The organism is Bradyrhizobium erythrophlei (assembly GCF_900129425.1).
Classification (GTDB): Bacteria; Pseudomonadota; Alphaproteobacteria; order Rhizobiales; family Xanthobacteraceae; genus Bradyrhizobium; species Bradyrhizobium erythrophlei_C.
Map to the genome: position 1 here is coordinate 4,840,340 of NZ_LT670817.1, position 26,132 is coordinate 4,866,471.

Annotated in this window: 27 protein-coding genes, 1 pseudogene and 1 riboswitch; of the genes and pseudogenes, 14 read left to right on the forward strand and 14 right to left on the reverse strand. The window is 62.0% G+C overall.

Translation table 11 applies throughout. The annotated features are described in order from the left end of the window. Nucleotides 1-6: 6 nt before the first annotated feature. Complete coding sequence (locus tag B5527_RS23115) at nucleotides 7-885, reverse strand: cell envelope integrity EipB family protein (RefSeq protein ID WP_079603601.1); 879 nt, start codon at nucleotides 883-885, stop codon at nucleotides 7-9. Nucleotides 886-1,102: 217 nt separating this feature from the next. Here B5527_RS23115 and B5527_RS23120 point away from each other — a divergent pair, with 217 nt between their 5' ends. The 4 genes from B5527_RS23120 to B5527_RS23135 all read left to right on the forward strand — a co-directional run bounded on the left by B5527_RS23120 (nucleotide 1,103) and on the right by B5527_RS23135 (nucleotide 4,141). Continuing rightward, nucleotides 1,103-1,570 (forward strand): RidA family protein, encoded by a 468-nt coding sequence (locus B5527_RS23120; protein WP_079603602.1) that lies wholly within the window; start codon nucleotides 1,103-1,105, stop codon nucleotides 1,568-1,570. A 13-nt stretch (nucleotides 1,571-1,583) separates the two neighbouring features. Then, entirely contained in the window at nucleotides 1,584-2,336 is a 753-nt protein-coding gene (locus tag B5527_RS23125; RefSeq protein ID WP_079603603.1) for a glycerophosphodiester phosphodiesterase, read from the forward strand. 99 nt (nucleotides 2,337-2,435) lie between these two features. Beyond that, nucleotides 2,436-3,686 carry a GNAT family N-acetyltransferase gene (locus B5527_RS23130; protein ID WP_079603604.1) on the forward strand — a complete coding sequence of 417 codons (1,251 nt, stop codon included), beginning with the start codon at nucleotides 2,436-2,438 and terminating at the stop codon, nucleotides 3,684-3,686. A 26-nt stretch (nucleotides 3,687-3,712) separates the two neighbouring features. Next, complete coding sequence (locus B5527_RS23135) at nucleotides 3,713-4,141, forward strand: HIT family protein (RefSeq protein ID WP_079603605.1); 429 nt, start codon at nucleotides 3,713-3,715, stop codon at nucleotides 4,139-4,141. A gap of 32 nt (nucleotides 4,142-4,173) precedes the next feature. On the opposite strand, the gene tsaA is transcribed toward B5527_RS23135, so the two are convergent. The 4 genes from tsaA to B5527_RS23155 all read right to left on the reverse strand — a co-directional run bounded on the left by tsaA (nucleotide 4,174) and on the right by B5527_RS23155 (nucleotide 6,868). After that, nucleotides 4,174-4,665, reverse strand: coding sequence for a tRNA (N6-threonylcarbamoyladenosine(37)-N6)-methyltransferase TrmO (gene tsaA, locus B5527_RS23140; protein ID WP_079603606.1), 492 nt, complete (start codon nucleotides 4,663-4,665; stop codon nucleotides 4,174-4,176). Between the two features lie 30 nt (nucleotides 4,666-4,695). After that, the gene (locus B5527_RS23145) at nucleotides 4,696-5,040 is read right to left on the reverse strand and encodes an AzlD domain-containing protein (protein ID WP_079603607.1); all 345 of its coding nucleotides are present in this window, start codon (nucleotides 5,038-5,040) and stop codon (nucleotides 4,696-4,698) included. Continuing rightward, entirely contained in the window at nucleotides 5,037-5,774 is a 738-nt protein-coding gene (locus B5527_RS23150) for an AzlC family ABC transporter permease (RefSeq protein WP_079603608.1), read from the reverse strand. Before B5527_RS23150 ends, B5527_RS23145 begins: the two co-directional genes overlap by 4 nt. A 98-nt stretch (nucleotides 5,775-5,872) precedes the next feature. After that, nucleotides 5,873-6,868, reverse strand: coding sequence for a lytic transglycosylase domain-containing protein (locus B5527_RS23155; RefSeq protein WP_154072456.1), 996 nt, complete (start codon nucleotides 6,866-6,868; stop codon nucleotides 5,873-5,875). A 99-nt stretch (nucleotides 6,869-6,967) separates the two neighbouring features. Between B5527_RS23155 and B5527_RS23160 the strand changes: the two genes are divergently transcribed. From B5527_RS23160 to B5527_RS23185, 6 genes are all read left to right on the forward strand, one after another. Continuing rightward, on the forward strand, nucleotides 6,968-7,903 hold the full coding sequence (locus B5527_RS23160; protein WP_079607444.1) for a glycine/sarcosine/betaine reductase selenoprotein B family protein: 936 nt from the start codon (nucleotides 6,968-6,970) through the stop codon (nucleotides 7,901-7,903). A gap of 116 nt (nucleotides 7,904-8,019) precedes the next feature. Beyond that, a complete protein-coding gene (locus tag B5527_RS23165; protein WP_079603610.1) occupies nucleotides 8,020-8,376 on the forward strand; it encodes a PilZ domain-containing protein in 357 nt (118 codons plus the stop codon). A gap of 27 nt (nucleotides 8,377-8,403) precedes the next feature. Then, nucleotides 8,404-8,577, forward strand: coding sequence for a Flp family type IVb pilin (locus B5527_RS23170; RefSeq protein WP_154072457.1), 174 nt, complete (start codon nucleotides 8,404-8,406; stop codon nucleotides 8,575-8,577). 114 nt (nucleotides 8,578-8,691) lie between these two features. Continuing rightward, nucleotides 8,692-9,051 carry a PilZ domain-containing protein gene (locus tag B5527_RS23175; RefSeq protein WP_079603612.1) on the forward strand — a complete coding sequence of 120 codons (360 nt, stop codon included), beginning with the start codon at nucleotides 8,692-8,694 and terminating at the stop codon, nucleotides 9,049-9,051. A 185-nt stretch (nucleotides 9,052-9,236) separates the two neighbouring features. Beyond that, on the forward strand, nucleotides 9,237-10,658 hold the full coding sequence (locus B5527_RS23180; protein ID WP_079603613.1) for an MFS transporter: 1,422 nt from the start codon (nucleotides 9,237-9,239) through the stop codon (nucleotides 10,656-10,658). 208 nt (nucleotides 10,659-10,866) lie between these two features. Next, a riboswitch (SAM-I-IV-variant riboswitch) is annotated at nucleotides 10,867-10,972 on the forward strand. Nucleotides 10,973-11,031: 59 nt separating this feature from the next. Beyond that, nucleotides 11,032-12,087 carry a threonine aldolase family protein gene (locus B5527_RS23185; RefSeq protein WP_079603614.1) on the forward strand — a complete coding sequence of 352 codons (1,056 nt, stop codon included), beginning with the start codon at nucleotides 11,032-11,034 and terminating at the stop codon, nucleotides 12,085-12,087. A gap of 51 nt (nucleotides 12,088-12,138) precedes the next feature. Here the strand turns inward: B5527_RS23185 and B5527_RS23190 are convergent, their stop codons facing one another. From B5527_RS23190 to clpS, 3 genes are all read right to left on the reverse strand, one after another. Continuing rightward, the gene (locus tag B5527_RS23190; RefSeq protein WP_154072458.1) at nucleotides 12,139-12,465 is read right to left on the reverse strand and encodes a hypothetical protein; all 327 of its coding nucleotides are present in this window, start codon (nucleotides 12,463-12,465) and stop codon (nucleotides 12,139-12,141) included. Between the two features lie 121 nt (nucleotides 12,466-12,586). Continuing rightward, nucleotides 12,587-15,007, reverse strand: coding sequence for an ATP-dependent Clp protease ATP-binding subunit ClpA (gene clpA, locus B5527_RS23195; RefSeq protein WP_079603616.1), 2,421 nt, complete (start codon nucleotides 15,005-15,007; stop codon nucleotides 12,587-12,589). Between the two features lie 213 nt (nucleotides 15,008-15,220). After that, nucleotides 15,221-15,553: an ATP-dependent Clp protease adapter ClpS gene (gene clpS, locus B5527_RS23200; protein WP_079603617.1), complete on the reverse strand. Its 333-nt coding sequence runs from the start codon at nucleotides 15,551-15,553 to the stop codon at nucleotides 15,221-15,223. A gap of 480 nt (nucleotides 15,554-16,033) precedes the next feature. Here clpS and B5527_RS23205 point away from each other — a divergent pair, with 480 nt between their 5' ends. Further along, complete coding sequence (locus B5527_RS23205) at nucleotides 16,034-17,380, forward strand: TadE/TadG family type IV pilus assembly protein (protein ID WP_079603618.1); 1,347 nt, start codon at nucleotides 16,034-16,036, stop codon at nucleotides 17,378-17,380. 83 nt (nucleotides 17,381-17,463) lie between these two features. Here B5527_RS23205 and B5527_RS23210 read toward each other — a convergent pair whose 3' ends face one another. Continuing rightward, the gene (locus tag B5527_RS23210; protein ID WP_079607445.1) at nucleotides 17,464-17,784 is read right to left on the reverse strand and encodes a phasin family protein; all 321 of its coding nucleotides are present in this window, start codon (nucleotides 17,782-17,784) and stop codon (nucleotides 17,464-17,466) included. 390 nt (nucleotides 17,785-18,174) lie between these two features. On the opposite strand from B5527_RS23210, the gene B5527_RS23215 reads away from it, so the two are divergent. Next, the gene (locus B5527_RS23215) at nucleotides 18,175-19,962 is read left to right on the forward strand and encodes a serine hydrolase (RefSeq protein ID WP_079603619.1); all 1,788 of its coding nucleotides are present in this window, start codon (nucleotides 18,175-18,177) and stop codon (nucleotides 19,960-19,962) included. Between the two features lie 227 nt (nucleotides 19,963-20,189). Here B5527_RS23215 and B5527_RS23220 read toward each other — a convergent pair whose 3' ends face one another. Continuing rightward, complete coding sequence (locus B5527_RS23220) at nucleotides 20,190-20,921, reverse strand: DnaJ domain-containing protein (RefSeq protein WP_079603620.1); 732 nt, start codon at nucleotides 20,919-20,921, stop codon at nucleotides 20,190-20,192. A 125-nt stretch (nucleotides 20,922-21,046) separates the two neighbouring features. On the opposite strand from B5527_RS23220, the pseudogene B5527_RS23225 reads away from it, so the two are divergent. After that, nucleotides 21,047-21,447 (forward strand): annotated as a pseudogene (locus B5527_RS23225) (DUF302 domain-containing protein). Between the two features lie 72 nt (nucleotides 21,448-21,519). Here the strand turns inward: B5527_RS23225 and B5527_RS23230 are convergent. From B5527_RS23230 to B5527_RS23240, 3 genes are all read right to left on the reverse strand, one after another. After that, on the reverse strand, nucleotides 21,520-22,287 hold the full coding sequence (locus B5527_RS23230) for a hypothetical protein (RefSeq protein ID WP_079603621.1): 768 nt from the start codon (nucleotides 22,285-22,287) through the stop codon (nucleotides 21,520-21,522). A 121-nt stretch (nucleotides 22,288-22,408) separates the two neighbouring features. After that, nucleotides 22,409-23,263 (reverse strand): alpha/beta fold hydrolase, encoded by an 855-nt coding sequence (locus B5527_RS23235; protein WP_079603622.1) that lies wholly within the window; start codon nucleotides 23,261-23,263, stop codon nucleotides 22,409-22,411. A gap of 300 nt (nucleotides 23,264-23,563) precedes the next feature. Continuing rightward, on the reverse strand, nucleotides 23,564-24,487 hold the full coding sequence (locus B5527_RS23240) for a division plane positioning ATPase MipZ (RefSeq protein WP_079603623.1): 924 nt from the start codon (nucleotides 24,485-24,487) through the stop codon (nucleotides 23,564-23,566). Between the two features lie 255 nt (nucleotides 24,488-24,742). Between B5527_RS23240 and panC the strand changes: the two genes are divergently transcribed. Beyond that, on the forward strand, nucleotides 24,743-25,594 hold the full coding sequence (gene panC / locus B5527_RS23245; protein ID WP_079603624.1) for a pantoate--beta-alanine ligase: 852 nt from the start codon (nucleotides 24,743-24,745) through the stop codon (nucleotides 25,592-25,594). Nucleotides 25,595-25,663: 69 nt separating this feature from the next. On the opposite strand, the gene B5527_RS23250 is transcribed toward panC, so the two are convergent. Next, entirely contained in the window at nucleotides 25,664-26,101 is a 438-nt protein-coding gene (locus tag B5527_RS23250; RefSeq protein WP_079603625.1) for a DUF1489 family protein, read from the reverse strand. Nucleotides 26,102-26,132 lie beyond the last annotated feature (31 nt).

The window sequence follows — 26,132 nt, forward strand, 5'->3', positions numbered from 1 at the left end:
ATGCCGTCACTTACACGGCTTGGAATCCTTGACGTCGAACTTGTCCATCGCGCCGGAGATGACAAAGTCATTGTAGTCGAGCACCAGCGCCCGCGAGACGCCGTTCTCGAACAGTTCGAACGACATCGCGTAGACCGGCGTCTGCTCGCCGTCCCTGGGTTTGGCATCGCGGTCGTAATAGCTCACCGTCACCGGCCACCGCGTCAGCGATTTCATCAGGTCGTTGGCGGTAGAGGGGTCGGGCGTCGCGATGGTGCGATCGCCGGGGATAGGCTGCCCGATCACGGTCATTGTATTGTAGACTTTTTCGCCATTGTCCGACCCGTCATAAACCGTCAATTCCAGTATCGACTTGCCTTCCTTGGCCGCTGCGATGATGCGCTGGATCTGCTCGGTCGGAAAAACCGTAGCGCCGTCGAGCGTGAAGGTCTTGGCTTCCGGCTGCTTCAGTTTGACCGTGATTTTATCGCCGGTCCGCTCCGCCACGCCGTCGACCGGATTGGAATCGGTGTCGTTCATTCGCGTATCGATCTTGAAACGATAGCTCTTGCCGGCGCCATCCTCCCAGGACGTCGAGCGCAGGTCGCTCAGCGTCACCTTGCCCTCGCCGCTGTCCAGCTCCGAGACCTGCCTGAATTCCGAAGTGTAGCCCTCGCAGGCACTCCCCGAGAAATTATAGAGAATGCGCCCGCGCGCACTGCTGATCGCGTTGCCGCTACGCGACTTCATCAGGCTGAGGTCGTAAAGCGCCTGATGCGGGAGAAACGCGCTGCTTGCCGCGGCCTCCGCGCGCACGCCGGCAAGCCCCGAAAAAACAACGGCGGCGGCGGCCGTCAGCAGCAGCGCTCTGGCGTCACGAGGCGAATTCCGGAACGGGCGAGCCATATGTTTTCCTCGAGGTGGATTCGTCACGTTATTCACCCTCCCATTGCGCCGCAACTAGGGCCACTTCACGAAAAAGTACGAATCCGGGCCGCACGGCCATGTTTTTCGGCATTTCGCTACCGACCCGTGCTCGCTTGCATGTGACGGCGCGATGCGCGAAATAAGGCGGCCCGATCGAACATATATCGGGTACTGATCAATCAAACGGGGACGACAGATGGCGGGTACGGTCGAGCAGAAACTGGCGGCGCAGGGCGTGACTTTGCATGAGCCGCCGAACCCGGTGGCGAATTACGTCGGTTTCGTGCGCAGCGGAAATCTGCTGTTCATCTCCGGGCAGGTTTGCGTCGACCCGCAGGGCAAGCTGATCGCCAAGGGCAAGCTCGGCGCCGGCGTCACGATCGAGCAAGGCAACGCCGCGGCGCGCGGTTGCGCCATCAACCTGCTGGCGCAGATCAAGGCCGCGGTGGGCGACCTCGACAAGGTGGTTCGCGTGGTCCGGCTCGGTGGCTTCGTCAATTCCGCGCCCGATTTTCTTGACGGGCCAAAGGTGCTCAACGGCGCATCCGACCTGATGGTCGCCGCCTTCGGCGACAAGGGCCGCCACGCCCGCACCACCGTCGGTGTCGCCTCGCTTCCCGCCGACGCCGCGGTCGAGGTCGAAGGCGTATTCGAGGTTTCCTAGCCGGAGCCGCCGCGTGCGCGCGCCTGACTGGCTGACGGCGAGGCCGGTGGCCCATCGCGGTCTGCACGACCGCGCGCGCGGCATCGTTGAAAACATGCCGGCCGCGGCTCAAGCCGCGGTCGACGGCAATTTTGCGATCGAATGCGATATCCAGCTTACCGCCGATGGCGAGGCGATGGTGCATCACGACGATGCGCTCGGCCGTCTGACGGAAGGCAGCGGGCCATTGCTCGGCAAGACCGCGGCGGAACTCAAGGCCGTCTCGTTCAAGGACACGCCGGAGCGGATGATGTCGCTTGGCGATCTCTGCGCGCTGGTTGGAGGCCGCGTACCGCTGGTGATCGAGCTGAAGAGCCATTTCGATGGCGACCGCAGACTGGTCAGGCGGATGGCGGAAGTACTCGCCGCCTATTCCGGACCTGCGGCCGCCATGTCGTTCGACCCGGAGCAAGTGCTGGCGTTGCGCGAACTGATGCCAAGACTTCCTCGTGGAATCACCGCCGAACGCACCTATGAGGAAGCCGACTGGCCCGACGCTTCGCCCGAGCAGCGCCGGGGCATGCTCCATCTCGGCCACGCGTTCCGCACCCGGCCGCATTTCGTCGCCTATTGGGTGGAGGATCTGCCCGCCCCTGCCCCCTGGATCGCGCGCCACATTTTCGGCTTGCCGCTGTTGACCTGGACGGTGAGGACAACGGAGCAGCGAGAACGCGCCACCCGATATGCTGATCAGATGATCTTTGAAGGCTTTCGGCCGGGAACCTGATACGCGCTCCACGCTCTTGAAAGCATCGCCGCAATGCACGATCTTTGGCCGGTCACCATGCGCGGTGGCTGATGAAGGCGTGACCGGTCCTGAGAGTCGATGGATTCATCCGAAATAACCCTCGAAGCGGTGTCGTCTGTCAGCCAGATCCCGGCCAAGGATTGGGACGCCTGCGCCAACCCCCCGCCCGATCCGGATAGCCTCGATCTCCTGGACACGCTGGCTTCATCCAGCCCCGCAGCCGATTCCTGTGCCGGCTCAACACCCAGGTATAACCCCTTCGTTTCGCATGCATTTTTTTCAGCGCTGGAACAGTCCGGATCGGCCTGCGCGCGGACCGGCTGGGGCCCGCGGCACCTCGTGGCCCGGCTCGACGGCGACATCGCCGGTATGGTGCCGTGCTATCTGAAATCGCACTCGCAGGGCGAATACGTGTTCGACCGCGGCTGGGCCGATGCCTATGAACGCGCCGGCGGCCGCTATTATCCGAAACTGCAGGCCTCGGTTCCCTTCACCCCCGCGACCGGGCCGCGCCTTTTGATTGCCAATGGCGTCGACAGGGAACGCATTGCGGACGCGCTCGCGAGCGGGTTGATGGCGCTGTGTGATGCCACCAACGCCTCCTCCGCTCACGTCACCTTTGCGCGCGAAGCCGAGTGGAAATTCCTCGCGGCGCAAGGCTTCCTGCAGCGGACCGATCAGCAGTTCCACTGGCACAACGAGGGTTACGGCAGTTTTGAGGATTTTCTCGGCTCGCTCAATTCGCGCCACCGCAAGGCGATCAAGCGCGAGCGGCGCGATGCGCTGGCCAACGGCATCACCATTCACGCCCTCAGCGGCCGCGACATCACCGAAGATGCGTGGGACGCGTTCTTTGCTTTCTACATGGAAACCGGTTCGCGGAAATGGGGCCGGCCCTACCTCACCCGCTCATTCTTTTCGCTGGTCGGCGAGAGCATGGCTGACGACGTGCTACTGGTCATGGCGAGGCGCAACAACCGCTGGATCGCCGGCGCCATCAATTTCATTGGATCCGAGACCTTGTTCGGCCGCAACTGGGGCGCGATCGAGCATCACCCGTTCCTGCATTTCGAGGTCTGCTATTATCAGGCGATCGATTTTGCCATACGACGGGGCTTGAAAACCGTCGAGGCCGGCGCGCAAGGCGAACACAAGATCGCGCGCGGCTACTTGCCGCAAACCACCTATTCCGCGCACTACATCGCCGACCCCGGTCTGCGCCGCGCGATCGCGGATTATCTTCGGCGCGAACGCGCCTATGTGGCCGAAGCAGCGCGCGAACTGACCGAGGCCGGGCCGTTCCGTAAATCGGCCGACGAGCCGTCCTGAAATAAAACTGGATTCTGGGAGACGCCATGCCCGCTTATGACCCGCAAAATCCCTTCGCGAAAATCCTGCGCGGGGAATTTCCCTGCTACAAGGTGTATGAGGACGACCATGTGCTGGCGTTTCTCGATATCATGCCGCGCTGTCCCGGCCATACCCTCGTGATCCCGAAGGCCCCTGCCCGCAACATCCTCGACATTTCATCTGATGATTTCGCCCATGTTGCGCGCGTCGCCCACAAGATCGCGCGCGCCGCGATCACCGCCTTCAAGGCCGACGGCATAACGCTGCAGCAATTCAACGAACCCGCCGGCGGACAGGTGGTGTTTCACCTGCACATGCACGTGATGCCCCGTCACGACGGTGTCGCGCTGTTGCCGCCGGCGAGCCGCAAGGAAGACGGCAAGGTGCTGGAAGCGAATGCGGCCAAGCTGGCGGCGGCGTTAGAGGGGGCCTGATTCCAACTGCCGTCATTTCGGGGCGAGACCTTTCACTCCGTCTCGAAATCGCCCTTTTGCGGCGGCGCGAGCGGGCTGAATTCGCAGCGGTCGGGCTTGATGTCCAATAGCGGCGTCTCGTCGAGGCAATCGAGACCGCGCACCAGCACCGTCGAGCCCTCGACGCCGACCAGTTTGACAATCGAGGTGCCGATCGGGTTCGGCCGCACCGGCGAACGCAACGAAAATGTGCCACGGGTCGATTTGTTGTTCTTCGGGCTCTGCAGCACGAGATCGCGGCGCGACAGATGCAGCCAGTAGATCACTTCGAGATTGCTGTAGAAATCGACGCCCTTGATCGCCGGCAGCCACGGCTCGAAGATCTCGAGCCGACAGACCGGTCCGTCATGGCGTCCCTGTCGCGGGGCGTCGAGACGCGAGGTCCAGGGCGTGCGGATGCGGCCGATGAAGACCAGACCGGCGTCGCGCGGCGGCGGCATCTCGACGGCCAGTTCGCCTTCGCGGATTTCACTTTCTCGAACCATCACTGCCTCGTATCACGCCATCTGAGCTAATTACCCGAGCCACCATTTGCCAGCAAGCATGAGCAATTCGCCGCAGACCACGCCGGCCAGGGTCGACCGCCGCGTCACGATGAAGGCCGCGAACCCGGCGGCCACCGCGGCATAGCGCAGCCAATCCGGCACGCTCGCCAGCGCGCCCGGCGGCTGTACCAGAATTTGCGCGATGACGCCGGCGAGGATCGCAGTCGCCACCGCCCTCACCCACACCAGGAGTTCGGAGCCTTCGTCGATGCCGCTGCCGAGCACGAGCCCGACCATGCGCCAGATCTCATTGGGCAGGAAGCCCGCGAGCAGCAACACCAGCAGCGCGTTCCAGTCGCCGAAGAAATCGCTCATTCCCGCTTACGCCACCAGTGCACGCCATAGGCGATCGTGCCCGCCGACACACCGCTGATCAGGATATCGACGCCGCTGTGCAGCGTGGCCGCGAACGGATACAGCGCGAGCCCCAGACCCAGCGCCAGGATATCGGCAAGCTGTCGACAGTTGCGCGCGGTCGAGAGCAGGAATGCCAGCGGCGTCAGCAGCAGAATCGCGGCGCCGAACAGTTGCGGCAGATTGGCCGCGAGGCCGTAGCCGATCGCGGTCGCGACAAGACAGACCGAGAGCAGGCCGACGCCGAGCCCGTGCGTGAAGGCGATGCGGCGATTGCGCGGCACCTGCGGCAGCAGGCGATAGCATTCGACCCACAGGGTGACCGCGATGAAATGGGCCGCCAGCACCAGGTGACGCCGCTTGGTCTCTCGCGTGCGCATCATGGGCAGCACCGAGACCACCATCGGAAACAGCCGAATGCCGCTGACCGCGACCGCGATGGCCGCCTGCACCACCGTTGCGCCGGAATCGAGCGTCGAGATCAGGATGATCTGCGCAGGCCCAGCCCAGACAAAAGCCGTGCTTGCCAACACCCATCCGAGGCTGAAATGCGTATCATGCGCGAGCGCGCCAATGCCGAGATAGGTCGCAAACAGCACCAGCGTGAGAACCGTCGAGGTGACCGAGCGCACGCCCCATGCGAAGGCGCGCAGCGAGCTTTGCGATCCGGGGAAGTCGGCTGCAGGAAGGTCCAAGGGCAACCTGATGAAAGTGAGTCTCGCCCGGCATAAGGCTCACCAAGCCAACCCAGGTCAAGCGAACCGCGCCTCAGGGCTGTCATGCAGGTGCCCACTCACCCTCTGACCTCCATGTTTCGCAGCACGAAACAGGCGCCACCGGCGCGGCGGATGCGGTTGCAGAGATCATCCGCAGCGGGGCGCGTGTCGGCGCCTATCCGCACCTGATAGAAGGTCCGCGTGCCTCGACTGCGCAACATCGAGCCCAGCAGGCTCGGATCCTGATCGCCGATCACGGCGCTCAACCGCGTCATCGCGCGCGCATACATCGCCAGAGCCTGATCACGATTGAAGCCGGCGGCGAGCTGCACGCCCCACAGCTTGGCAGCACCAAGCTTCACATGCTGTTCGAGTTCGGTGACAAAGGAATTGGGCGCGCGTTTGAGCAACGCCATCAATTCGCGGCAGCTGCCATTCGGCGCACGGTCGGGGATCTTGCCGTTCCGGCCGGCCGCGGCCCAGTCCTCGACCGTGGTACCGGTGATGGCGACGACGTAATTGCGCGTCTCCTGCGGCATCGGGCCTGATCCGGCGAGCCATTCCTGCACCCGGCGCGGCCCGGCATTGTAGGCCGCCGCAGCTAGTCCGAGATTGCCGAACTGGCTACGCAACTCGTTCAAGAACTCCGCGGACTTAGGCAGCGCCTGCACCGGATCGAAGGGGTCGAGCAGCCGGCGCTCGCTGGCGGTTCCCGGCATGAACTGCGCAATGCCCTGGGCGCGCTGGCCACTGCGGGTGACAGGCCCGACGGCATCGGATTGAAAGCGGCTTTCCTGCCAGATCACCCGCGCGAAGAATTCGAGCGGCAGATCGTTGGCCCTCGCTGCCGATTCGATCATCAGGCACATCGCCTCGCGGGTGTCGGATTCCCGCGCATTGTCCGCCGGCTTTTGCGGGACACCCTTGTTATCCGTGGCGAGTTCTTCGACGCTCGGCGTTGCGATACCGGTTTTTGCCGGCGCAGCATTCTCGGCAATTGCCCCGACCGCCGGCAACCACAGCGTCAGGATCGCAGCCCAAAGCGCGGTTCGTGGATCCATACCCGTACGCATGAGTGCTCTATATCCGCGGAGCGTGCTTGACACAGGGAACCGGCCGTCTAGCTATTTCTGGTATCGGACAATGATGTCCCGCATATGGGAGCGCAAGACATGACCGCACCATCGGACGACGCGCTTGGCTTCGCGCCCGACGACGACGCGCCGATCCCCTACATGGCGCGCACGCGCGAATATTATCAGGCCATCGGCTACACCACGCCCTATCGCTGGGCGCACTATGTCGACGCGCCGTTCCAGCCCTTGCGCAAGCCGCTCGGCCAATCCCGTGTCGCCATCGTCACCACCGCAGCGCCGTTCGATCCGGCCAGAGGCGATCAGGGCCCGGGCGCCAAGTACAATGGCGGCGCCAAATTCTATTCGGTTTATGATGGCGATACCTCGAAGAACCATGATTTGCGAATTTCTCACATCGCCTATGATCGCCTGCACACATCGGCCGACGACAGCGGAACCTGGTTTCCGCTGCCGCAACTGCAGCGGCTCGCAGGCGAAGGCCGGATCGGCGAAGTCGCACCGCGCTTTTTCGGTGCGCCGACCAACCGCAGCCATCGCGTCACCATCGAGACCGATGCGCCGGAAATCCTGGCGCGCTGCCATGACGACAAAGTGGAAGCCGCGGTGCTAGTGCCGAATTGCCCGGTCTGCCATCAGACCATCGGCCTGGTGGCCCGCCACCTCGAAGCCAACGGCATTTCCACGGTCGTGATGGGCTGCGCCAAGGACATCGTCGAACACGCCGCGGTGCCGCGGTTTCTGTTCTCTGATTTTCCGCTCGGCAATTCCGCAGGCAAGCCGCACGATCCGAACTCCCAGGCCTTCACGCTTGAACTCGCGCTGCGGGTGCTCGAGACCGCCCCCTCGCCGCAAACCACGGTGCAATCGCCATTGCGCTGGAACGCGGACGCCGCCTGGAAACGCGATTACAACAACGTCGCAATGCTGAGCGCCGAGGAACTGGCGCGGCGGCGGCGCGAATTCGATGCGCAGAAGGAAATCGCCCGCGGCTTGCGTGAGAGCGCGGCGTAGCGCCAAAACCGCGTCCCCGCGGCTGATTTACCTTAAGAACAGCATTCAAAAATCGCCGGTGTCCTCCCGAAGACGGCGCGGCTATTGTTACCAAAGTGTTAATTCGGGAGGAATCGATGATCGAGCGGCGTCGAAGCGCACGCGCACGCGTAATCTATGGCGGCGTCATCGCCTACAACGGGCGCCAATCCACGGTGGATTGCGTGATCCGCAATTTCTCTCCTGACGGGGCGAAAGTGGAATTCCACAATCCCGCGCTGTTGCCGGATGTCGTTGAACTCCTGATCGCAAAGAAAAACCGCGCGTTTCCCGCAAAAATCAGCTGGCGTCAGGCCAGTGAAGCCGGCCTGACTTTCCGCCCGGTCGAAACGGATATTCCGATTTCGCTCGATTGGGCGCGCCGATTGCGGGTGTGCGAATCCGAGCGGCGCGAACTGCAGGCCCGGATCGCCCAGTTGCTGTCCGAGCACTGAATGGCACGACCGTTGAAACAATCAAGAGTGAGGTTATTTCGCGCGTTCCTGGCCGCCGAAGCCGGCGGGACCGGAATCGAATTCACCATTATCGCAGCCGGCGTCGGATTGGCGATGCTGGTTCCGCTCTACCTTGTCGGCAGCATGCTCTCCGAGAAGTTTGAAATGATAGCCGCGGCGCTGAAGCACCAAAACAACTGAATCCGACGCTACGCGGCGGCGATCGATTTACGTTAACGCCGCATTTTGCCGGCCGCGGACTTTCGCACCCGGCGAAGCGGCGTATGGTCCTGCCTCTTTGTTGGGAGATATTCGATGTCGGATCGACGCCAGCTTGTGCGCGACAAGGTTATTTATGGCGGAGTCGCCGAGACCGGCGAACCCGGCGGATCCAGAGATTGCATCGTTCGCAACATCTCGGAAAACGGCGCTAGTCTTGAATTCAGCAACGTCGTCAAACTCCCTCTGGAGCCGATCTCGCTGACGATCGCGCGAAAAGGCCGTTCCTTCCTCGCCAAGGTCATCTGGTGGCGCGACAATTTTGTCGGGGTTGCCTTCAGTTCGGAGGCCCCGTCCGAACTCCCCGTCTCCGACCTTGCCGAGCGCCTGCGCAAGAGCGAAGAGAAAAAGCGCCAACTGCAGCGCCGCATCAAAGAGCTGTTGGGCGAAGGCTGAAAGCAAGCCGCGTCTGACCGGGGCTCATAAAATCCCCGCGCAACACTGAGCGATGTCCGGTTCGGGGTCGAAAAGATGCGCCATGTGTCCGACGGAACCAGGTCTGCCCTACGAAGGTTGCAAATTATCGGCTAATCCAGCATGCGGTAGCCAGTCGATGTCAGAACCCAGGTCACGTTCACCACATGCCGTCCGCTATTGTCGAGCACGCCGACGGTTTGCCGCAGCCGCAGCGCCATTGGGCCATCCTCACGATTGCACTCGGCCTGATCATGGCCGTGATGGACGGCGCGATCGCCAATGTCGCCCTGCCCGCTATCGCCAGGGATCTTAACGCAAGCCCCGCCTTTTCAATCTGGATTGTCAACGGCTACCAGTTGGCGATCACGATTTCGTTGCTGCCACTGGCTTCGCTCGGTGAAATCATCGGCTATCGCCGCGTTTACCTGGCTGGGCTGATAGTTTTCACACTCGCATCGCTGTTTTGCGCGCTTTCGCATACGTTGCTACTGCTGACCGTGGCGCGCATTATGCAAGGATTTGGCGCGGCAGGGATCATGAGCGTCAACTCGGCGTTGGTCCGATTCACCTACCCGCGCGACCTGCTGGGGCGTGGTATCGGGATCAATGCCATGGTGGTCGCTGTCTCCGCCGCGGTTGGGCCGACCGTGGCCGCGGCGATTCTGGCGGTCGGAACATGGCCATACCTGTTCGCCATTAACGTCCCGCTCGGCATCGGAGCGCTGGCCCTCGGCTGGCGCTATCTGCCGCACACGCCCCGCGCCGCGCACGCTTTCGACTGGCAAAGCGCCGCGCTGAGCGCGATCACCTTTGGGGTCGGCATCGCCGCGATCGACAGCGTCGGCCATGGCGAGCCGCTCTCCCTTTGCCTCTTGGAATTTGGCATCGCAATCGCCGCCGGCCTTCTCTTGGTGCATCGGCAGACCCACATGCCTTCGCCATTGCTGCCGGTGGATCTGCTGCGCATTCCCATTTTCGCCCTGTCGATCAGCACCTCGATTGCCTCTTTCTGCGGCCAGATGCTGGCCTTTGTCGCGCTGCCCTTTTATCTGGAGAGCCGTTTCGGATATTCGGCCGTACAAATTGGGCTTCTGATCACGCCCTGGCCGATTGCCGTCGCATTCGCCGCACCGCTGGCCGGGCGACTGGTTGAACGCTACCCGGCCGGCCTGCTGGGCGGCATCGGACTGCTGGTGTTCGCCGCGGGACTCGGCGCACTGGCGCTGTTGCCGGCCAATCCCACCCTTGCCGACGTCGTGTGGCGAATGGCGCTAGCCGGCGCGGGCTTCGGTCTGTTCCAGACACCCAACAACCGCACCATGATCGCGGCGGCACCGCGCGAGCGCAGTGGCGGCGCAAGCGGCATGCTGGGGACGGCACGGCTGCTGGGGCAGACCACTGGCGCGGCCCTGGTGGCACTGTTTCTGGCGCGCTATCCTGCCGAGGGCACTCAGATCTCGCTTCTGGTCGGCGTGGGTTTCGCCTTGCTCGGCGCGGTGTTTAGCCTGCTGAGGTTGTCGTCAGCAGGCGCGAGTGGACTTGAGCGGGTGCGGGTCCACGAGAGCCAGCGTCTGAAGGGCGACTGAGAAACTTGATCTTATTCTTCGGGATGCTGGCGGCGTTCGCGTCCGGCATGGTCAACTCTCTCTCAGGCGGCGGTGTCCTGCTGACGGCCTACTTTCTCTTAAAACCCGCCTAGCTTTAGCAGGTCGAGCCGAAGACCTGGCGCGAGCCTGGCAGGTTTTCGGCTCTGACCGAAAACTTGCCAGATCCGATTTTTCCTTCTATTGCCGTTGGCAACATCAAGAGTTGAGCTGATGCTCAACGCCAACCTGCTCCCGAGCAAGGTGGCGTCCTCGCAAGGGGAGATGCGGCCGATCCGGCAACAAACGGGATAGCGCCGCGCTTGCGTCAGTCTTGCCTCGATGAAGCAGACCTGACGGCGAGAGGCGGTACGAGATGACCAGCAATTCCCAGCAATTCGTGAGCGACAATTATTCCGGTATTTGCCCGGAGGCATGGGCGGCCATGGCCGAGGCGAACCAGGGCGACGCGCCGGCCTACGGCGACGACATCTGGACTGCAAAGGCATCAGATGCCTTTCGCGCGCTGTTCGAAACCAATTGCGAGGTGTTCTTTGCGTTCAACGGCACCGCTGCCAATTCACTGGCGCTGGCCGCGCTGTGCCAGTCCTATCACAGCGTGATCTGTTCGGACGCAGCCCATGTCGAGACCGACGAATGCGGCGCCCCGGAGTTCTTCTCAAACGGATCGAAGCTGTTGGTGGCACCATCCGCCGATGGCAAGCTGATACCGGATGCGATCCGCGCCATCGCGACCAACCGAAACGACATCCATTTTCCCAAGCCGCGGGTCGTGACGATCACGCAGCCGACGGAAACCGGACTGGTCTACAGCCTCGGTGAATTACGTTCCATTTCGGCGACCTGCCGGGAACTCGGTCTCAGTCTCCACATGGACGGCGCCCGCTTCGCCAACGCCTGCGCCAGCCTTGGCTGCAGCCCGGCCGACATGACATGGCGCGCCGGCGTCGACGTTCTATGCTTCGGCGGAACCAAGAACGGAATGGCGGCCGGCGAGGCCATCCTGTTTTTCAACCCGGGGCTTGCAGAGGATTTCGACTATCGATGCAAACAGGCCGGGCAACTTGCGTCGAAAATGCGTTTTCTGTCGGCGCCCTGGGTCGGCATGCTCGAAACCGGGGCCTGGCTTCGCAATGCTGAGCACGGCAATGCCTGCGCGCAACGCCTGGCGCAGCAGATCCGCGGGCTGCCCGAACTGGAGGTCGCGTTTCCCGCACAGGCCAACGCAGTTTTCCTTCGCATGCCGGAGGCGATGGTCGCGGCGCTGCGCAGCCGGGGCTGGCGATTTTACACCTTCATCGGAGGCGCGGCGCGCTTCATGTTCGCGTGGGATGCGCAGCCGCAGCGCGTGGATGAACTGGCCTCCGACATCAGGCAAATTGCATCGAACGAATCTCCGTTGGACCATTGACGCTCGGTCTCGGCTCAAGCTCGACCGGCGGTTCTCGTGTTTCGTGCCCATTCATATCGGCTTGCACCTGTGGTCTCGCTCGGTAAGGCTGCCGGAACTCTTCGTTTTGAGCACCATGGACCCGTGCGCGTGAGGCTCGATCACCACAATCTTGTGCCCTTGCTTCATCCCGAACGCGCCGTAGACAGCGATGTTTAGATCGCATCGGATCGAAAAGTCGCATTTGTTCTCGACGTCAAACACATGGACGTCGTAGTTCGCATCACCCCGGTTCGCGGATGCTTCCGTCGACGTGCACTTTTCCTCAAAGGTTTGTGGCTGTTCGGCGTGTGCGATACTCGGCAGCAAAACAAGCAAAGCAATGCATGCTGATTTCATGTAACCCCCCGGTCTGAGCTTTGACGTCGACAGTACGAGATAGGTTCAACTGCGCTGCCGCCCATCAAAAAAGCCGGCGGTCTTGCGACACGCCGGCTTCTTCATTCGCAATATCGGCTGCTCAAACCTTGACCAGCGGCCCCCGTGAGGCCGGGCCTTTGGATCCGCCGCTGGGACCGCTCGGTTTCGGTTTGCGCGGCACGGCGCGTTTGCGCGCGCCTGGAAGTTTTTCCGGCTTCGGCGTGACCGGCCCTTCGACGTATTCGAAGCCGATCTTTTCCTGACCGGCTTCCGCGGCCGTCTCGTCCTTGACAAGCACGACGCGGACGTGGCCGCCGCCCTTGAGCTTGCCGAACAGCACCTCGTCGGCCAGCGGCTTCTTGATGTGCTCCTGGATCACGCGTGCCATCGGCCGCGCACCCATCTGCTCGTCGTAACCATGTTGAACCAGCCACGCCTTGGCCGGTTCCGACAGTTCGATGGTCACGTCGCGGTCGGCGAGCTGCGCCTCGAGCTGCAGCACGAACTTCTCCACCACCATGCCGATCACGTCGGCACTGAGATGCGCGAACGAGACAATGGCGTCGAGCCGGTTGCGGAATTCGGGCGCGAACTGCCGATTGATCGCTTCGTGATCGTCGCCTTCCCGCTTGTTGCGCGTGAAGCCGAATGCCTGGCGCGCCAGATCGGCGGCTCCCGCATTGGTGGTCATGATCAGGATCACGTTGCGGAAATTGACCTGCTTGCCGTTATGATCGGTGAGGCGGCCGTGATCCATGATCTGCAGCAGCACATTGTAGAGGTCCGGATGCGCCTTCTCGATTTCGTCGAGCAACACCACGCAGTGCGGATGCTGGTCGACGCCGTCGGTGAGCAGACCGCCCTGGTCGAAGCCGACGTAGCCCGGAGGGGCGCCGATCAGCCGCGACACCGTGTGCCGCTCCATATATTCCGACATGTCGAACCGGATCAGTTCGACGCCGAGCGATGCCGCAAGCTGCTTTGCCACCTCGGTCTTGCCGACGCCGGTCGGACCCGAGAACAGATACGAGCCGATCGGCTTTTCCGGCTCGCGCAACCCGGCACGCGCCAGTTTGATCGATGCCGACAAGGCGTCGATCGCCTTGTCCTGGCCGAACACCACGCGTTTCAGAGTCTGTTCGAGATGTTTCAAAACCTCGGCATCGTCCTTTGACACGCTCTTGGGCGGAATCCGCGCCATGGTCGCAATCGTGGTCTCGATTTCCTTGATGCCGATGGTTTTCTTGCGCTTGTTCTCCGCAACCAGCATCTGTGCCGCCCCTGACTCGTCGATCACGTCGATCGCCTTGTCCGGCAGCTTGCGGTCGTGAATGTAACGCGAGGACAGCTGCACCGCGGCCTCGATGGCCTCGTTGGTGTATTTCAGCCGGTGGTAGTCCTCGAAATAGGGTTTCAGGCCCTTGAGGATCGCGATCGCGTCCTCGACCGTCGGCTCATTGACGTCGATCTTCTGGAACCGGCGCACCAGGGCGCGATCCTTTTCGAAATGCTGGCGGTATTCCTTGTAGGTGGTCGAGCCCATGCAGCGGATGGTGCCCGATGCCAGCGCCGGCTTTAACAGGTTGGACGCGTCCATCGCGCCGCCGGAAGTCGCACCGGCGCCGATCACGGTATGAATCTCGTCGATGAACAGGATGGCGTTCGGATGCGCCTCGAGCTCTTTCAGAACTTGTTTCAGCCGCTCCTCGAAATCGCCGCGATAGCGGGTGCCTGCCAGCAAGGTGCCCATGTCCAGCGAGAACACGGTGGCCGCCGCCAGGACTTCAGGTACTTCGCTGTCGACGATGCGTTTGGCGAGTCCTTCCGCAATCGCGGTCTTGCCGACACCGGCTTCGCCCACGAACAGCGGATTGTTCTTCTGCCGGCGGCAGAGCACCTGGATGGCGCGGTTGATCTCGGCATTTCGCCCGATCACCGGATCAATCTTGCCGTCGCGCGCCTTCTTGTTGAGGTTGACGCAGTAAGTATCGAGCGCCTCGCCCTTTTTCTTGGAGTCCTCGTTGCCCTTGGTCTCGGTCTCTTCGTCGACCCCGCGGACGGGGCGCGCTTCCGAGACGCCGGGCCGTTTGGCTATGCCGTGGCTGATGTAATTGACCGCGTCGTAGCGGGTCATGTCCTGCTCCTGCAGGAAATAGGCGGCGTGGCTTTCGCGTTCCGCGAAGATCGCGATCAGCACGTTGGCGCCGGTGACTTCCTCGCGGCCGGATGACTGGACGTGAATCACCGCGCGCTGGATCACGCGTTGAAAGCCCGCGGTCGGCTTGGCGTCGTCGGCGCCATCGGTAACCAGATTTTCGAATTCGGTTTCGAGATAGTTGACGAGACTGGTACGCAGCTTGTCGAGATCGACGCTGCAGGCACGCATGACGGCGGCCGCATCCGAGTCATCGATCAGCGACAGCAAAAGGTGTTCAAGCGTCGCGTATTGATGGTGACGCTCGTTTGCGATCGCCAGCGCGCGATGCAGGGATTGTTCAAGGCTCTGGGAAAAAGTCGGCATTCTCGTCCTCTGTGGCCCCCGCCATCATGATCGCCGTTGCCCGGTCAGGCAACAACAACCTTTGTCATATAGTTACACCCGATCACGGCAAAAGAGCGGTTCCCGCTTGCATCCGAAAAAGGGTAACACGGCCGACAAGGCCGCCGGCTCGTCTGATCGATCGCACCTTTTAATGCAAAACCCGTTCCTATTTGGGCGGATTTTCGCGCGACGCTACTTTTTTTCCATCACGCATTGCAGGGGATGCTGGTGCTTGCGCGCAAAATCCATCACCTGCGTCACCTTGGTCTCGGCGATCTCGTAGGTGAACACCCCACACTCCCCGATTCCATGATGATGGACGTGGAGCATGATCTTGGTCGCGGCTTCGACGTCCTTCTGGAAGAACTTCTCCAGCACGTGAACGACAAACTCCATCGGCGTGTAATCGTCGTTCAAGATCAGAACACGGTAGAGGTTCGGGCGCTTTGTCTTCGGCTTGACCTTGGCGATAACCGATGTGGCGGGACCGCCGGCCCCCCCGGTGCGGTTCTCGTCGCCACCCATTCGGGGAGCAAATGCCGCGCGGGCGGCTGGCGCGGGCGAATCAATTCTTGAAGTTAGCTGCATGGCACAGGCGTTCGAAATCCCCACAGGAAACCGGATAGCGACCGGGTGATGTTCTCCTGCCGGAGCCATCCAAAGAGTTCCCAGGCACGCTTTCCAGATCACCGCTCCCGGCCGCCCGACCCATCAGCTGGATCGATAGCGTCAATATGGGTCCGGTTTCGGCTCGCCGCAAGCGCGCAAATCTCTGGTCAAACACGACCTGCGGCGGCGCCGAATTCCAGGCTCGGCATCCTGCACAAGGTTAATCAATGCCGTCGGATTTGACAAAGCCATTTATCGGCTATTGACGATATCGACGGGTTCGCGGGCCGAGCCCTGATTTGCACGGCTATTGACCCACTTTTATCAGGACGGATTTACCGGCTGTTTAGTCGCGAGGGCCGAAATGGCGCCAGCAACCCAATTTCGGTGACAGTCATGTTCAGTGCATCCATTACCCGTCATTTCAAGGGAGCGGCTAGCCGGTTCGTCGGGGCCAATCAGGGTAACATCGCGGTAATTTTTGCCATCGCCTGCGTACCCATGATCAGCTTCGTCGGCGCCGCGATCGACTACAGCCGCGCCAACAACGCGCGCTCGTCGATGCAGGCCGCGCTCGACTCGACAGCCTTGATGCTCTCGAAAGATCTTTCCAGCGGCGCCATCACGGCGTCCCAGATCACCACCAAGGCTCAGGCCTATTTCGCCGCACTTTACACCAATACCGACGCCCAGTCGATTTCGATCAACGCGACCTACACGGCCAATAGCAATATGGGCTCGACCATCCAGGTCAACGGCTCCGGATCGGTCACCACCGACTTCTTGAAGGTGGCCGGGTTCCCGAACATCAACTTCAGCACCGCCTCGACCACTGCATGGGGCAATGTGCGGATGCGCGTGGCGATGGTGCTGGACAACACGGGATCGATGTCCCAGAACGGCAAGATGACGGCGCTGCAGACCGCGTCCAAAAATCTGATCGACCAGTTGAGCGCGCTCGCCAAGAATCCCGGCGATGTCTACATTTCCATCATTCCATTCGCCAAAGACGTCAATGTCGGTGCCAGCAACTATAACCAGAACTGGATCGACTGGACTGCCTGGGACGCTGCGAACGGAACCAACGTTTGCAACAGTCGCAACAGTCGCGGCAGTTGCACCGGCTACACCTGGACGCCGGCGAACCACAACACCTGGAATGGCTGTGTCTGGGACCGCGACAAAGACAATGAAAACCCAGGTTATGACACGCTAAATACCGCGCCGGTCACATCGAACCCATACACGCTGTTCCCTGCCGAACAGTGGAGTGCTTGTCCGGTAGCGTTGATGCCGCTCAGCTATGACTGGACCGCGCTGAAGAGCAAGATCGGCACCATGGCTCCAAACGGCAACACCAACCAGGCGATCGGCATGGCCTGGGGATGGCAGTCTCTGGCTTCGACAACACCGCTCAACGCGCCAGCGAAAGACCCCAACTATACTTACAAGGACGTGATCATTCTGCTGTCCGACGGTCTGAACACGCAAGATCGATGGTATACCAACGCCGCCTCGATCGACGCGCGCCAGAAGATTCTGTGCGACAACGCCAAGGGTGCCGGCGTCACCGTCTATACGATCCAGGTCAACACCAGCAGCCCGCCGGATCCAACGTCTTCGGTATTGTCTTACTGTGCCAGCAATCCTTCGGATTTCTATATGCTAACGTCAGCGACGCAGGTTATCTCGGCCTTCCAATCGATCGGATCCTCGCTGTCGCAGTTGCGCGTGGCGCGATAATTCTCTCGGAACCAGAACAAGAAAAAGCCCGGCCGCATCGGCCGGGCTTTCTGATCTTCGAAATCAGCTAAGGCTCGCGGTTATTAGTGCGTCGCGGCCGGGGTGAACTTCGCGACCATGCCTTCCAGCGGCTTGAAGGTCTGCTTGGCGAGATCGGTATACAGCCCGGCGATCTTCTGCGACTCGGCCACGAAGGTCTCGTACGCCGACTTTGCGTATTCGGTCTGCACTTCGATCGCCTTGTCCAGCGACTTCACGCCGGACAGCTTCTCGACCAACGACTTGGTGTCTTCAAACGACTTCTTGGTGTAGTCGCCATAGGCGCTGGCTATCGCCTGAAGGCCGCTCTGAACCGTCTCGAGGTGTTCTTTTCCGTACTGCTGAAGCTCTTCGACTTTGACCATCATGGAGTCCTTCCCAGACTGCTGCGCAGGAGGTCCTGGCCCCCTGACGCCCCAAGTCTATACTGCGATGCACAATAAAGTCAAGAAAATTTGATGCATCGCACAAATCTCGAGAATTTACGGCTATTGCCGGAGGATTGCGGAAGGGTTGCTTAATCTTTTGGAAACTCCGGCCACCTAACCTGATTCTGGGTCTTGGCGTGGTCGGGTCAGGCAGCCGAAAAAACGTTGACGTACAGTCTCTTAGCTAGAACAGCGGCCTGAACGGCCGGCCGGTCGCAGATCGCCACCCGGGTCGGGCCGTTTGAGCAGGGAAACATCGCCGGCCGTTGGGCATAATTTGGCCTCACGAACCGGTGATCAAAGACAGAAATTGGGACGGGGAAGTTCATGCTTCGCACAACCTTTGCTTCCTCGCATGTTCTGCGGGCTGGCGTTTTTGGGCTGCTCACGATCACCACAGCGGTCATTTTCACGACCGACAGCGCCGATGCGCGCCGCTCCAGACACCGCCATTCTGCGCACCAGGAAGTGCACGAAAGCTACAGCCCGGCGTTCTCGTCGATCATCGTAGACGGCAACTCCGGCGCCACCCTCTCCGCCAACAATCCCGACGCCAGCCGCCATCCCGCGTCTCTCACCAAGATGATGACGCTTTATCTGCTGTTTGAGCGGCTCGACGCCGGCAAGATGCAGCTCGACAGCGAAATGGAAGTGTCAGAACACGCCTCCGAGCAAGCTCCCACCAAGCTCGGCCTGCGCCCGGGCCAGACCATCCGCGTCGAAGACGCGATCAAGGGATTGGTGACGCGCTCGGCCAACGATGCTGCGGTGGTGATCGCCGAAGCCATCGCCGGCGACGAGGACGATTTCGCCAAGCTGATGACCCGCAAGGCGCGCGCGCTCGGCATGACCAGGACCGTTTATCGCAATGCATCCGGCCTGCCCGACGACGACCAGGTGACGACGGCGCGGGATCAATCGACCCTCGGACGCGCCATCCAGGACCGTTTTCCGCGCTATTACCATTATTTCTCGACGGCGGCGTTCAACTATCACGGCCAAACGATCCGCAACCACAATCACCTGATCGGCAGTGTCGAAGGCGTTGACGGAATCAAGACCGGCTACACCCGCGCTTCCGGCTTCAATCTCGTGACCTCGATGCACCGTGGCAACCGCTTTCTGATCGGCGCGGTGATGGGCGGCCGCAGCGGCAGTTCGCGCGACGCAATCATGCGCAACCTGCTTGCTGAGAATCTCGAAAAAGGCGCGACCAGGCGTACTGTCGCCGCGATCACCGAGCGCAATCCGGCGGATGCCAGTGCGGACGTTGCGGAAGCGGCAGCCGATTCGCGGCCGACACAGACCGTTCAGGTCCAGGGTGCTGTTCAGACGGCCTCATCTGAGCCTGCCGCAGCGCCGCCCGTGCATTCGGCCCCTCCGGCCGCGCGATCGATCTTCGCCGCAGCCACCGCGGCTGTGCCGCCGCCGCAAGCCAAGCCTGAACCCGCGCCGATGACCAGCGGGGTCATTCAGACCCAGTCGATCGCTGCGATCCCCGGTTCGTCCGAACCAATGAAGCCCGTCAAGGTGAAGACCGTCCAGATCAAGGCCGGCCAGCTGAAGCTGGCCTCAGCCGGTCCGGCCACGCCGATTACCAGCGCCATCACGCCGTCTCGTCAGGAACAGCCGGAGACCTCGAGCGCTATCATGGCCAAGGCTGAAACCAACAAGACTGAAGTTTCCAGGACTGAAATGCCGCCGCAGCCGGCGAACCACGGCACCGGAAATGGCTTGCTCGGCGTGCTGCCGGCATCGAGCCTGCCACCCTCCTCTACCGCCCAGGCGATGGCCTACGCCGATTCCGCCCCCCGCGCCCAGCCGGAGACCATTCAGCAGAACGGCGCCATCAGGCCGGTCGCAATCCACACCGGCTGGATCGTTCAGGTCGGCGCGCTGGAGAGCGAAAGCGAAGCTCGGCAGCGCATCGACGACGCACGCAACCAAGCCCACGGCCTGCTTGCGAAGGCCGATCCGTTCACCGAACCGGTGGTCGCCAAAGGCGACAAAAAGCTGTTCCGGGCCCGTTTTGCCGGTCTCGAGCGCGATCAGGCCGAAGCCGTATGCCGAACATTGAAGCACTCCGACATTTCCTGCATTACCGTTCGCAACTGATCGACACAGCTATCGCGGGCGGGACAAACCCGACCACGACGATTCGCTGTTGCCGCCGGCAATGCCACGCGCAAATCCAGCGGCGCAAACCTCTCGTCAAGCTTTTGCGGCTAAGAATGCTGAGATGAATGATCGACCACGCCGGACTACGGCGGGCGGCCAGGGGCGTCAGGCGGAGAACAAGCAGGAGCAACTCTCGGTTTGTAGCGTTTGGTAGCGTGCCGGAGTTAGCTGTGATGCCTGCGAAGCAAAGTATCCTTGGCCTCGTTTACCCGGGCGGCGAGGTACGTCGACCCCCCTTGGTCGGGATGCAATTTCTTCATGAGCGTACGATGCGCTCGCCCGATGTCTTCGCGCCCCGCCCCCGGCTGCAGGCCAAGGATCTGATAGGCCTCCTCGTCCGTCATTTTGCTGCTCGGCGAAGGGCGGCCCTGCCCCCCTGCCGCATTTCCCTGCGCGTTCTGACGCCAAGCGGGAAACCTGCGGTCCAGATAGCTCTCAAGTAGCGAGACGCTTTCCGCGTCGAAGCCGGAAATCATCGCCGTCAGCTGTGCCAGGTCGAACTCCCCGAGGGAACGGCCGGCATACGGTCCGGCCACGATCTGGCCCAGCAATTCGCCGCTGTCGTGATCGAGAACCATATCGAGAAACTGCGAGCGGACCCGCGACGTCTGCCCCGGCGAGCGCTGTCCGGTCGCGCCTCGGAACATCCCGCCGATCGTGCTGAACCCCGATGCCCCGAAGGGCGACCACCCCAGTAGCCCGGCGCCGAAGATGCCGAGCGGGACCGCTACCGCCAGCTCGCCCTTCATGCCGGTAAAGGCCGCAACCGCGAGCGCCACCACGCCGCCGCCGATCTTGATCGCGCGCGCCAGCACGACCGGATTGGCCGCGCGAAACATTTGCAGCAACGAATAAAGAAGAATAACGGCGACGACGCCGGCGATCAGGGTAGGCATGAATTCAATATAGTGGGATCAGCGGTAAAAAGCATGCCGGTCCTTTCGGCCTATAGGGCGTTGGTGAGGCGAGAAGCTTCTTGGCGTCGTTCGTATTCGCAACCGGCTGGCCAGGGAGCACCAGAATGGCTGCGCAAGGCTTGGTAACGATCCAGAGCAGCGACGGGCCGAAAGATACGATGGATAGGCTCGAGGCCGAGGTGAAGGCAAAGGGCATGACGGTGTTTGCCCGCATCGACCATGCCGCCGGGGCGGCCGGGATGGGGCTGTCGCTGCGGCCGACCGAACTCCTGATCTTCGGAATGCAAAAGGCGGCACGCCGCTGATGCAGTCCGTTCAGACCATCGGCATCGACCTGCCGCCAAAGGCGCTGGTCTGGCAGGATGCATCGGGCAAGACATGGCTTTCATACAATGATCCCGCCTGGCTCGCAGCGCGGCATGGGCTCAGCGGAGAAGCCGGGGCAGCGGTCGCCATGATGACGTCGGCACTGGATGCCGTAGCGAAAGCGGCAACCCCGGCGTGACCCGATGACGTCGCGGTCCGAGCCGCCGATTATTCCCGCCGCTTATGTGGCATCGAAAAACAGAGATCGAAATCACTTGATCTGGCCAAGCAATTTGGCGGCGCCGCTCCCGGTCTTCGATAGCCGCAGCAGCGCCTCGCGACCGCCGGCGGCATAGGCCGCGGCTGCGCGCAACAATTCGCGCAGCTGCGCCGCAGCGCCGGGATCGAACCTGCACCAGGCGCCACCGGTCAGACGTGCGATTTCTCGAAACGCCTGCTCCGCATCGGCGTCGTGGCCCTCCTGAAACATGAACACCGGCACCTTGAGCAGGCCGAGTTCGCCTGCCTTGGCGCAGAGTTCGTCGACCCTTTCCTCCATGGCGTCGCCGACGAAGACGACGGCGCGCACGGCGGAGGCGACCGCCTCGCGCCGCGCTTCCGACAACACCTTGCCGATCTGGGTGTTGCCGCCCCGGCAATCGATCTTGCCCATCAGCTTCGCCAGTTGCGCGCTGTCGGAGATCCACCCCGTGGCCCGGCACTCGTTGAGGCCGCGATAATAGACGAGGCGGATATCGAGGCTGCCGAGCGCCGCGGCCTCGCGAAACATATCGGCCTGCAGCGCGCAGGCCATATCCCATGTCGGCTGCCGGCTCATGGTGGCGTCGAGCGCGAACACCAGCCGGCCTCTCGCGCCGGCCGCGTGGGGCGACATCGCGCGGGCCTTGGCGACGAAGGCCGCGATGTCTTCGGCGGCCGATGGCCTTGCCTCCGGCAACGAACCAGCCTTGCCGGACGCAGCCTTTTGCGCCGACGCGATTTCGGCAGCCGATTTGGGTTTGGTCGGTTCGCCAGACATCAGCGCTCGCAGATTACAGCAAGCCCTTATGTGGGACGGGATCAGGGAGTGGTCAATGCGCGATGGTAGCGCTGGCACTGCTCACGGCGTCAACTGGTCCAGGCGAGTGCGCCGGCGACGGTCAGTTCTGCACCGGCGCATAGGGCGCGACCGGGCCGGCCTCGGTCATGACAGGCGGCGCTTTTGTCTCGACCGGCCTGAGCGGGCTGTCGTCATCGAGGAACTTGTCGAGCATGCCCTGGATCGATGCCTTGGCCTCGTCAGGTCCGGTATCGCGCATGTCGTTATGCTGGAAATCGGTTCGGACCACCGTAATCCCGGCCTTCTCGCAGACTTCTTCGGTCGGAATCACGCCAGGGTCCGGCTTGAAAACAGGATCGTGCGAGCGGAATGAGAGGATCTTGAACTTGCCGTCGGTCATGAACGGGACGCGCAGATTGTCGAGCGTCACGACCTTCTTGATCTTGTCAGGGTACATTTTGGCGAAGTAGAGCGACACGTCGGCGCCCATCGAGTGCCCCACCATCGTCAAATGATCGTAGTCAGCGTTCGACTGAACCTTCTTCATTTCCTCGATCGCAAAACGGATGTTGGCAACGTCGCGCTGGTACTGCGGCAGGCGGCCGACATAGAGCTCGCCGACTTTAGTCACCATCGGCGCGTCGGTCGGCAGATCATGCTGGATGCTGATGGCGATGTAGCCGCGCGCGGCGAAGACGTTGGCGAGGAAAGAGTATTCGGTGAATTTGACGGTGTTGCCGTGGTTGAGGATTGCCACCGGCAGCGTGATCATGCCGGCATTCGCCTGCAATTCCTTGTCGCGCCGTATGGCGATATCAACCGCGACCGGACGGTTGTTGCGGCTTGCATCGTAGAAGGTCAGCGTTTCGTGGCGGATCGCCCATTTGCTCGCGGTGAAATAACCGACCGCAACCAGCGCGCTAAGCGAAACCAGAATAGCAATTCCACGCTTCATGTTCGTCCTCGGCGCACGACCTTAAGGGAACCAAATCCACGGTTGGGACCCTGCGGTCCCTTATTGCTAATATACGTCACGGCCCCGTGACAGGAAGACCAAATATTGTGAATTGACCGCCTGATCGTTGTGCGATGCACCCTCTTATTGTGCAGTTGCACAACCGGGATAGCCGCAGCCTGTCCTCACTCTGGGACGCTACAACTCAACGTCCGGTTCAACTTGCCGGTAAAGGTGAGAACAAGTCGGGCGCAAGTTCGTTCCAGCATCACCCGCCAGTATTAACTTACCGCAAGGGCCCTAGGCACCGAGGATGTCGTGGACTTCGAGCGGCTTGTCGACCTGGCTGAACCATTCGGCGCGGTTGGCGGCGCGGCGGCGGCCGCGCTCATCGAGCGGCAGCTTCAACTGGCGCAGCAGGCTCGTAACCTCCTCGCGTGCCGTGACGTGACCCATGCTCGGACGGGTACCAAGCGTTGCCTCGTCGAGGTCGTCGAGCGCGGTCAGCCCGCGTGGAAAAAACTCGCGGTAGACCACCCGTTCGGCAAAACCATCGATCGAACGGAAGCCGAGCCGGAATGACAAATCGTTGAGGCTGTCGGCGACCAGCTGCTTGTTGCGCGATCCCAGCATCGACAATCGGTTGCGGACCACGATCCAGTCGGTAGAGGCGCCGTCGACCTGGCGGCGCTTTCGCCTGACGTCGCGCACCATCTCGGCATAGTGACTCTCGCCGGTGACCGAATAGGTCGCGGGATCGACGGTTCCCAGCACGTCGAAATCGAGGAAGCTGTCGTTGATCGGGGTCACCAGCGTATCGGCCATCGAGTGCGCCAGGCGCATCAGGTAACTATCCGACCCCGGGGTATCGATCACGATGAAATCGAAGGTCCGCTCGACCGCACTGACGGCGTCGATGAATTGCTGGAATTCGGAAGTTTCGTTGTCCGCGATCTGCATGGTCTCGCCGAGCTTGATGCAGCAGTGCACGGGCAGTTCGAGGTCCAGCCCGGTGCGGCGCGCCCACGCGCTTCGGTTGCTGATGTAACGGGTGAAGCTTTGCTGGCGGCAATCGAGATCGATGGTGGCGACGCGCTGGCCGGCTTTCATCAGTGCGACCGCAATGTGGAGGGCGGTAGTCGATTTTCCCGAACCACCCTTCTCGTTGCCCAGCACAACGACATGCGCCGAGCCCGATTGCCCTTGACTAGTCTGCACCAACATTGTCCGTCCCCTAAAAGATATCATCAAATTACGCGCGACCGCGGTCAAGTGAAATGCGCATTAGCACTCTCGAATCGTTGGCCGTGTGCCTTAATCATGAATCGCACGCGCAGCGCCGTTCGCGCACCACGGGATCGCCGGCACAGGATGTTCGACTGCCGGCTTGGCGGCCAAGCCTCGGTCTTGATAAGGTCGGCGTTCCCGCCGCAAGGTCGAAAGGCTCTCTGCCGCCTCGACCCAATAGATAGAATCCGGATGTTGCGAAGCCCCATGATCGTCCGCACGGTCCCTGCGTTGCGTCGCGCCCTCGACAGCATCAGGGCGCGAAAGGCCACGACCGCGCTGGTGCCAACCATGGGAGCACTCCATGACGGCCATGTGTCGCTGGTTCGGCTGGCGAAACGCCGCGCCACCAAGGTCATCGTGTCGATCTTTGTGAACCCCGCCCAGTTCGCACCGACGGAAGATTTCAGTTCATACCCGCGCACCTGGAAGGCCGATGTCGCTAGGCTTGCTGCCGAGAATGTCGACCTGATCTGGAATCCGGACGTGAAGACCATGTACCCGGACGGCTTTGCCACCCGGATATTGACGGAAGGGCCGGCCACCGCCGGTCTTGAGGATCGCTTCCGGCCGCACTTCTTCGGCGGTGTCACCACCGTAGTCGGCAAGCTGTTCACGCAAGTCCGACCGGATTTTGCGATCTTCGGCGAAAAGGATTTCCAGCAATTGCGAGTGGTGACGCGGATGGCCGGGGACCTCGACCTCGGCGTCAAGGTGATCGGCTCGAAAACCGTGCGCGAGCGCGATGGGCTGGCGATGTCGTCGCGCAACGTCTATTTGTCGCCGGAGGAACGCCACGCCGCACCGGCGCTCTACAAGGCCATGAAGGAAAGCGCCGGCCGTCTGCGGGCGGGCGACGACGTCGAGGCCGCGATGGCCGGCGGAGCCGAAATGATCGCGCAAGCCGGTTTTGTCACGGATTATTTCGAAGCCCGGCACGCCGAGACGCTGGCGCCGATCAAATCGGCGAAGGATGGACCGGTCCGAATCCTGGTTGCGGCCAAAATCGGAAGAACCCGGCTGATCGATAATGTCGCGGTCTAGCGCGTATTCCGCGAGAGCGGTCCCTGTTTGAGATCAGAAGTGGCGTAATCGAAAAGTGCGAGGTCCGGACTAGAGCAGCCCAAGATCGCGCAATTCCCGGCGCAGCGGCTCGGGCATCGCCGCAATGCCGGCGCCGGCGGAGCCGAGATCCGGCGGCACGTCGCTGTGGTCGAAATAGCGCCAGCCTTGGAACGCCCGCATCGGCCGCGGCAGCACCGCGAACACCTTGGGCTGCATCACCAGCCGGCATCGTCCGATACCGTCGCGATCCCGGAACGGCTCGATCGCGATGAGTTTTTCCCGCGCTGCGATCTCACCGCGGATCACCCAGTAGAGCGAGCCGCCCGCGAGCAACTCTTCGCCCCGCTTCGGCGTCATCCGGGTGATGTGGATATGATGTCGCGGCAGGCCTTTTTTCTTGGCGGTCTGCATGCGCTCGGCGACCCAGCTTCTGAGTTCCTTGACGGACTCGCAGCCAACGGCAAGCTTGATGAGGTGAAGCGGCATGGTAGTTGACGTTAGCGGTCAGCGACAGCTT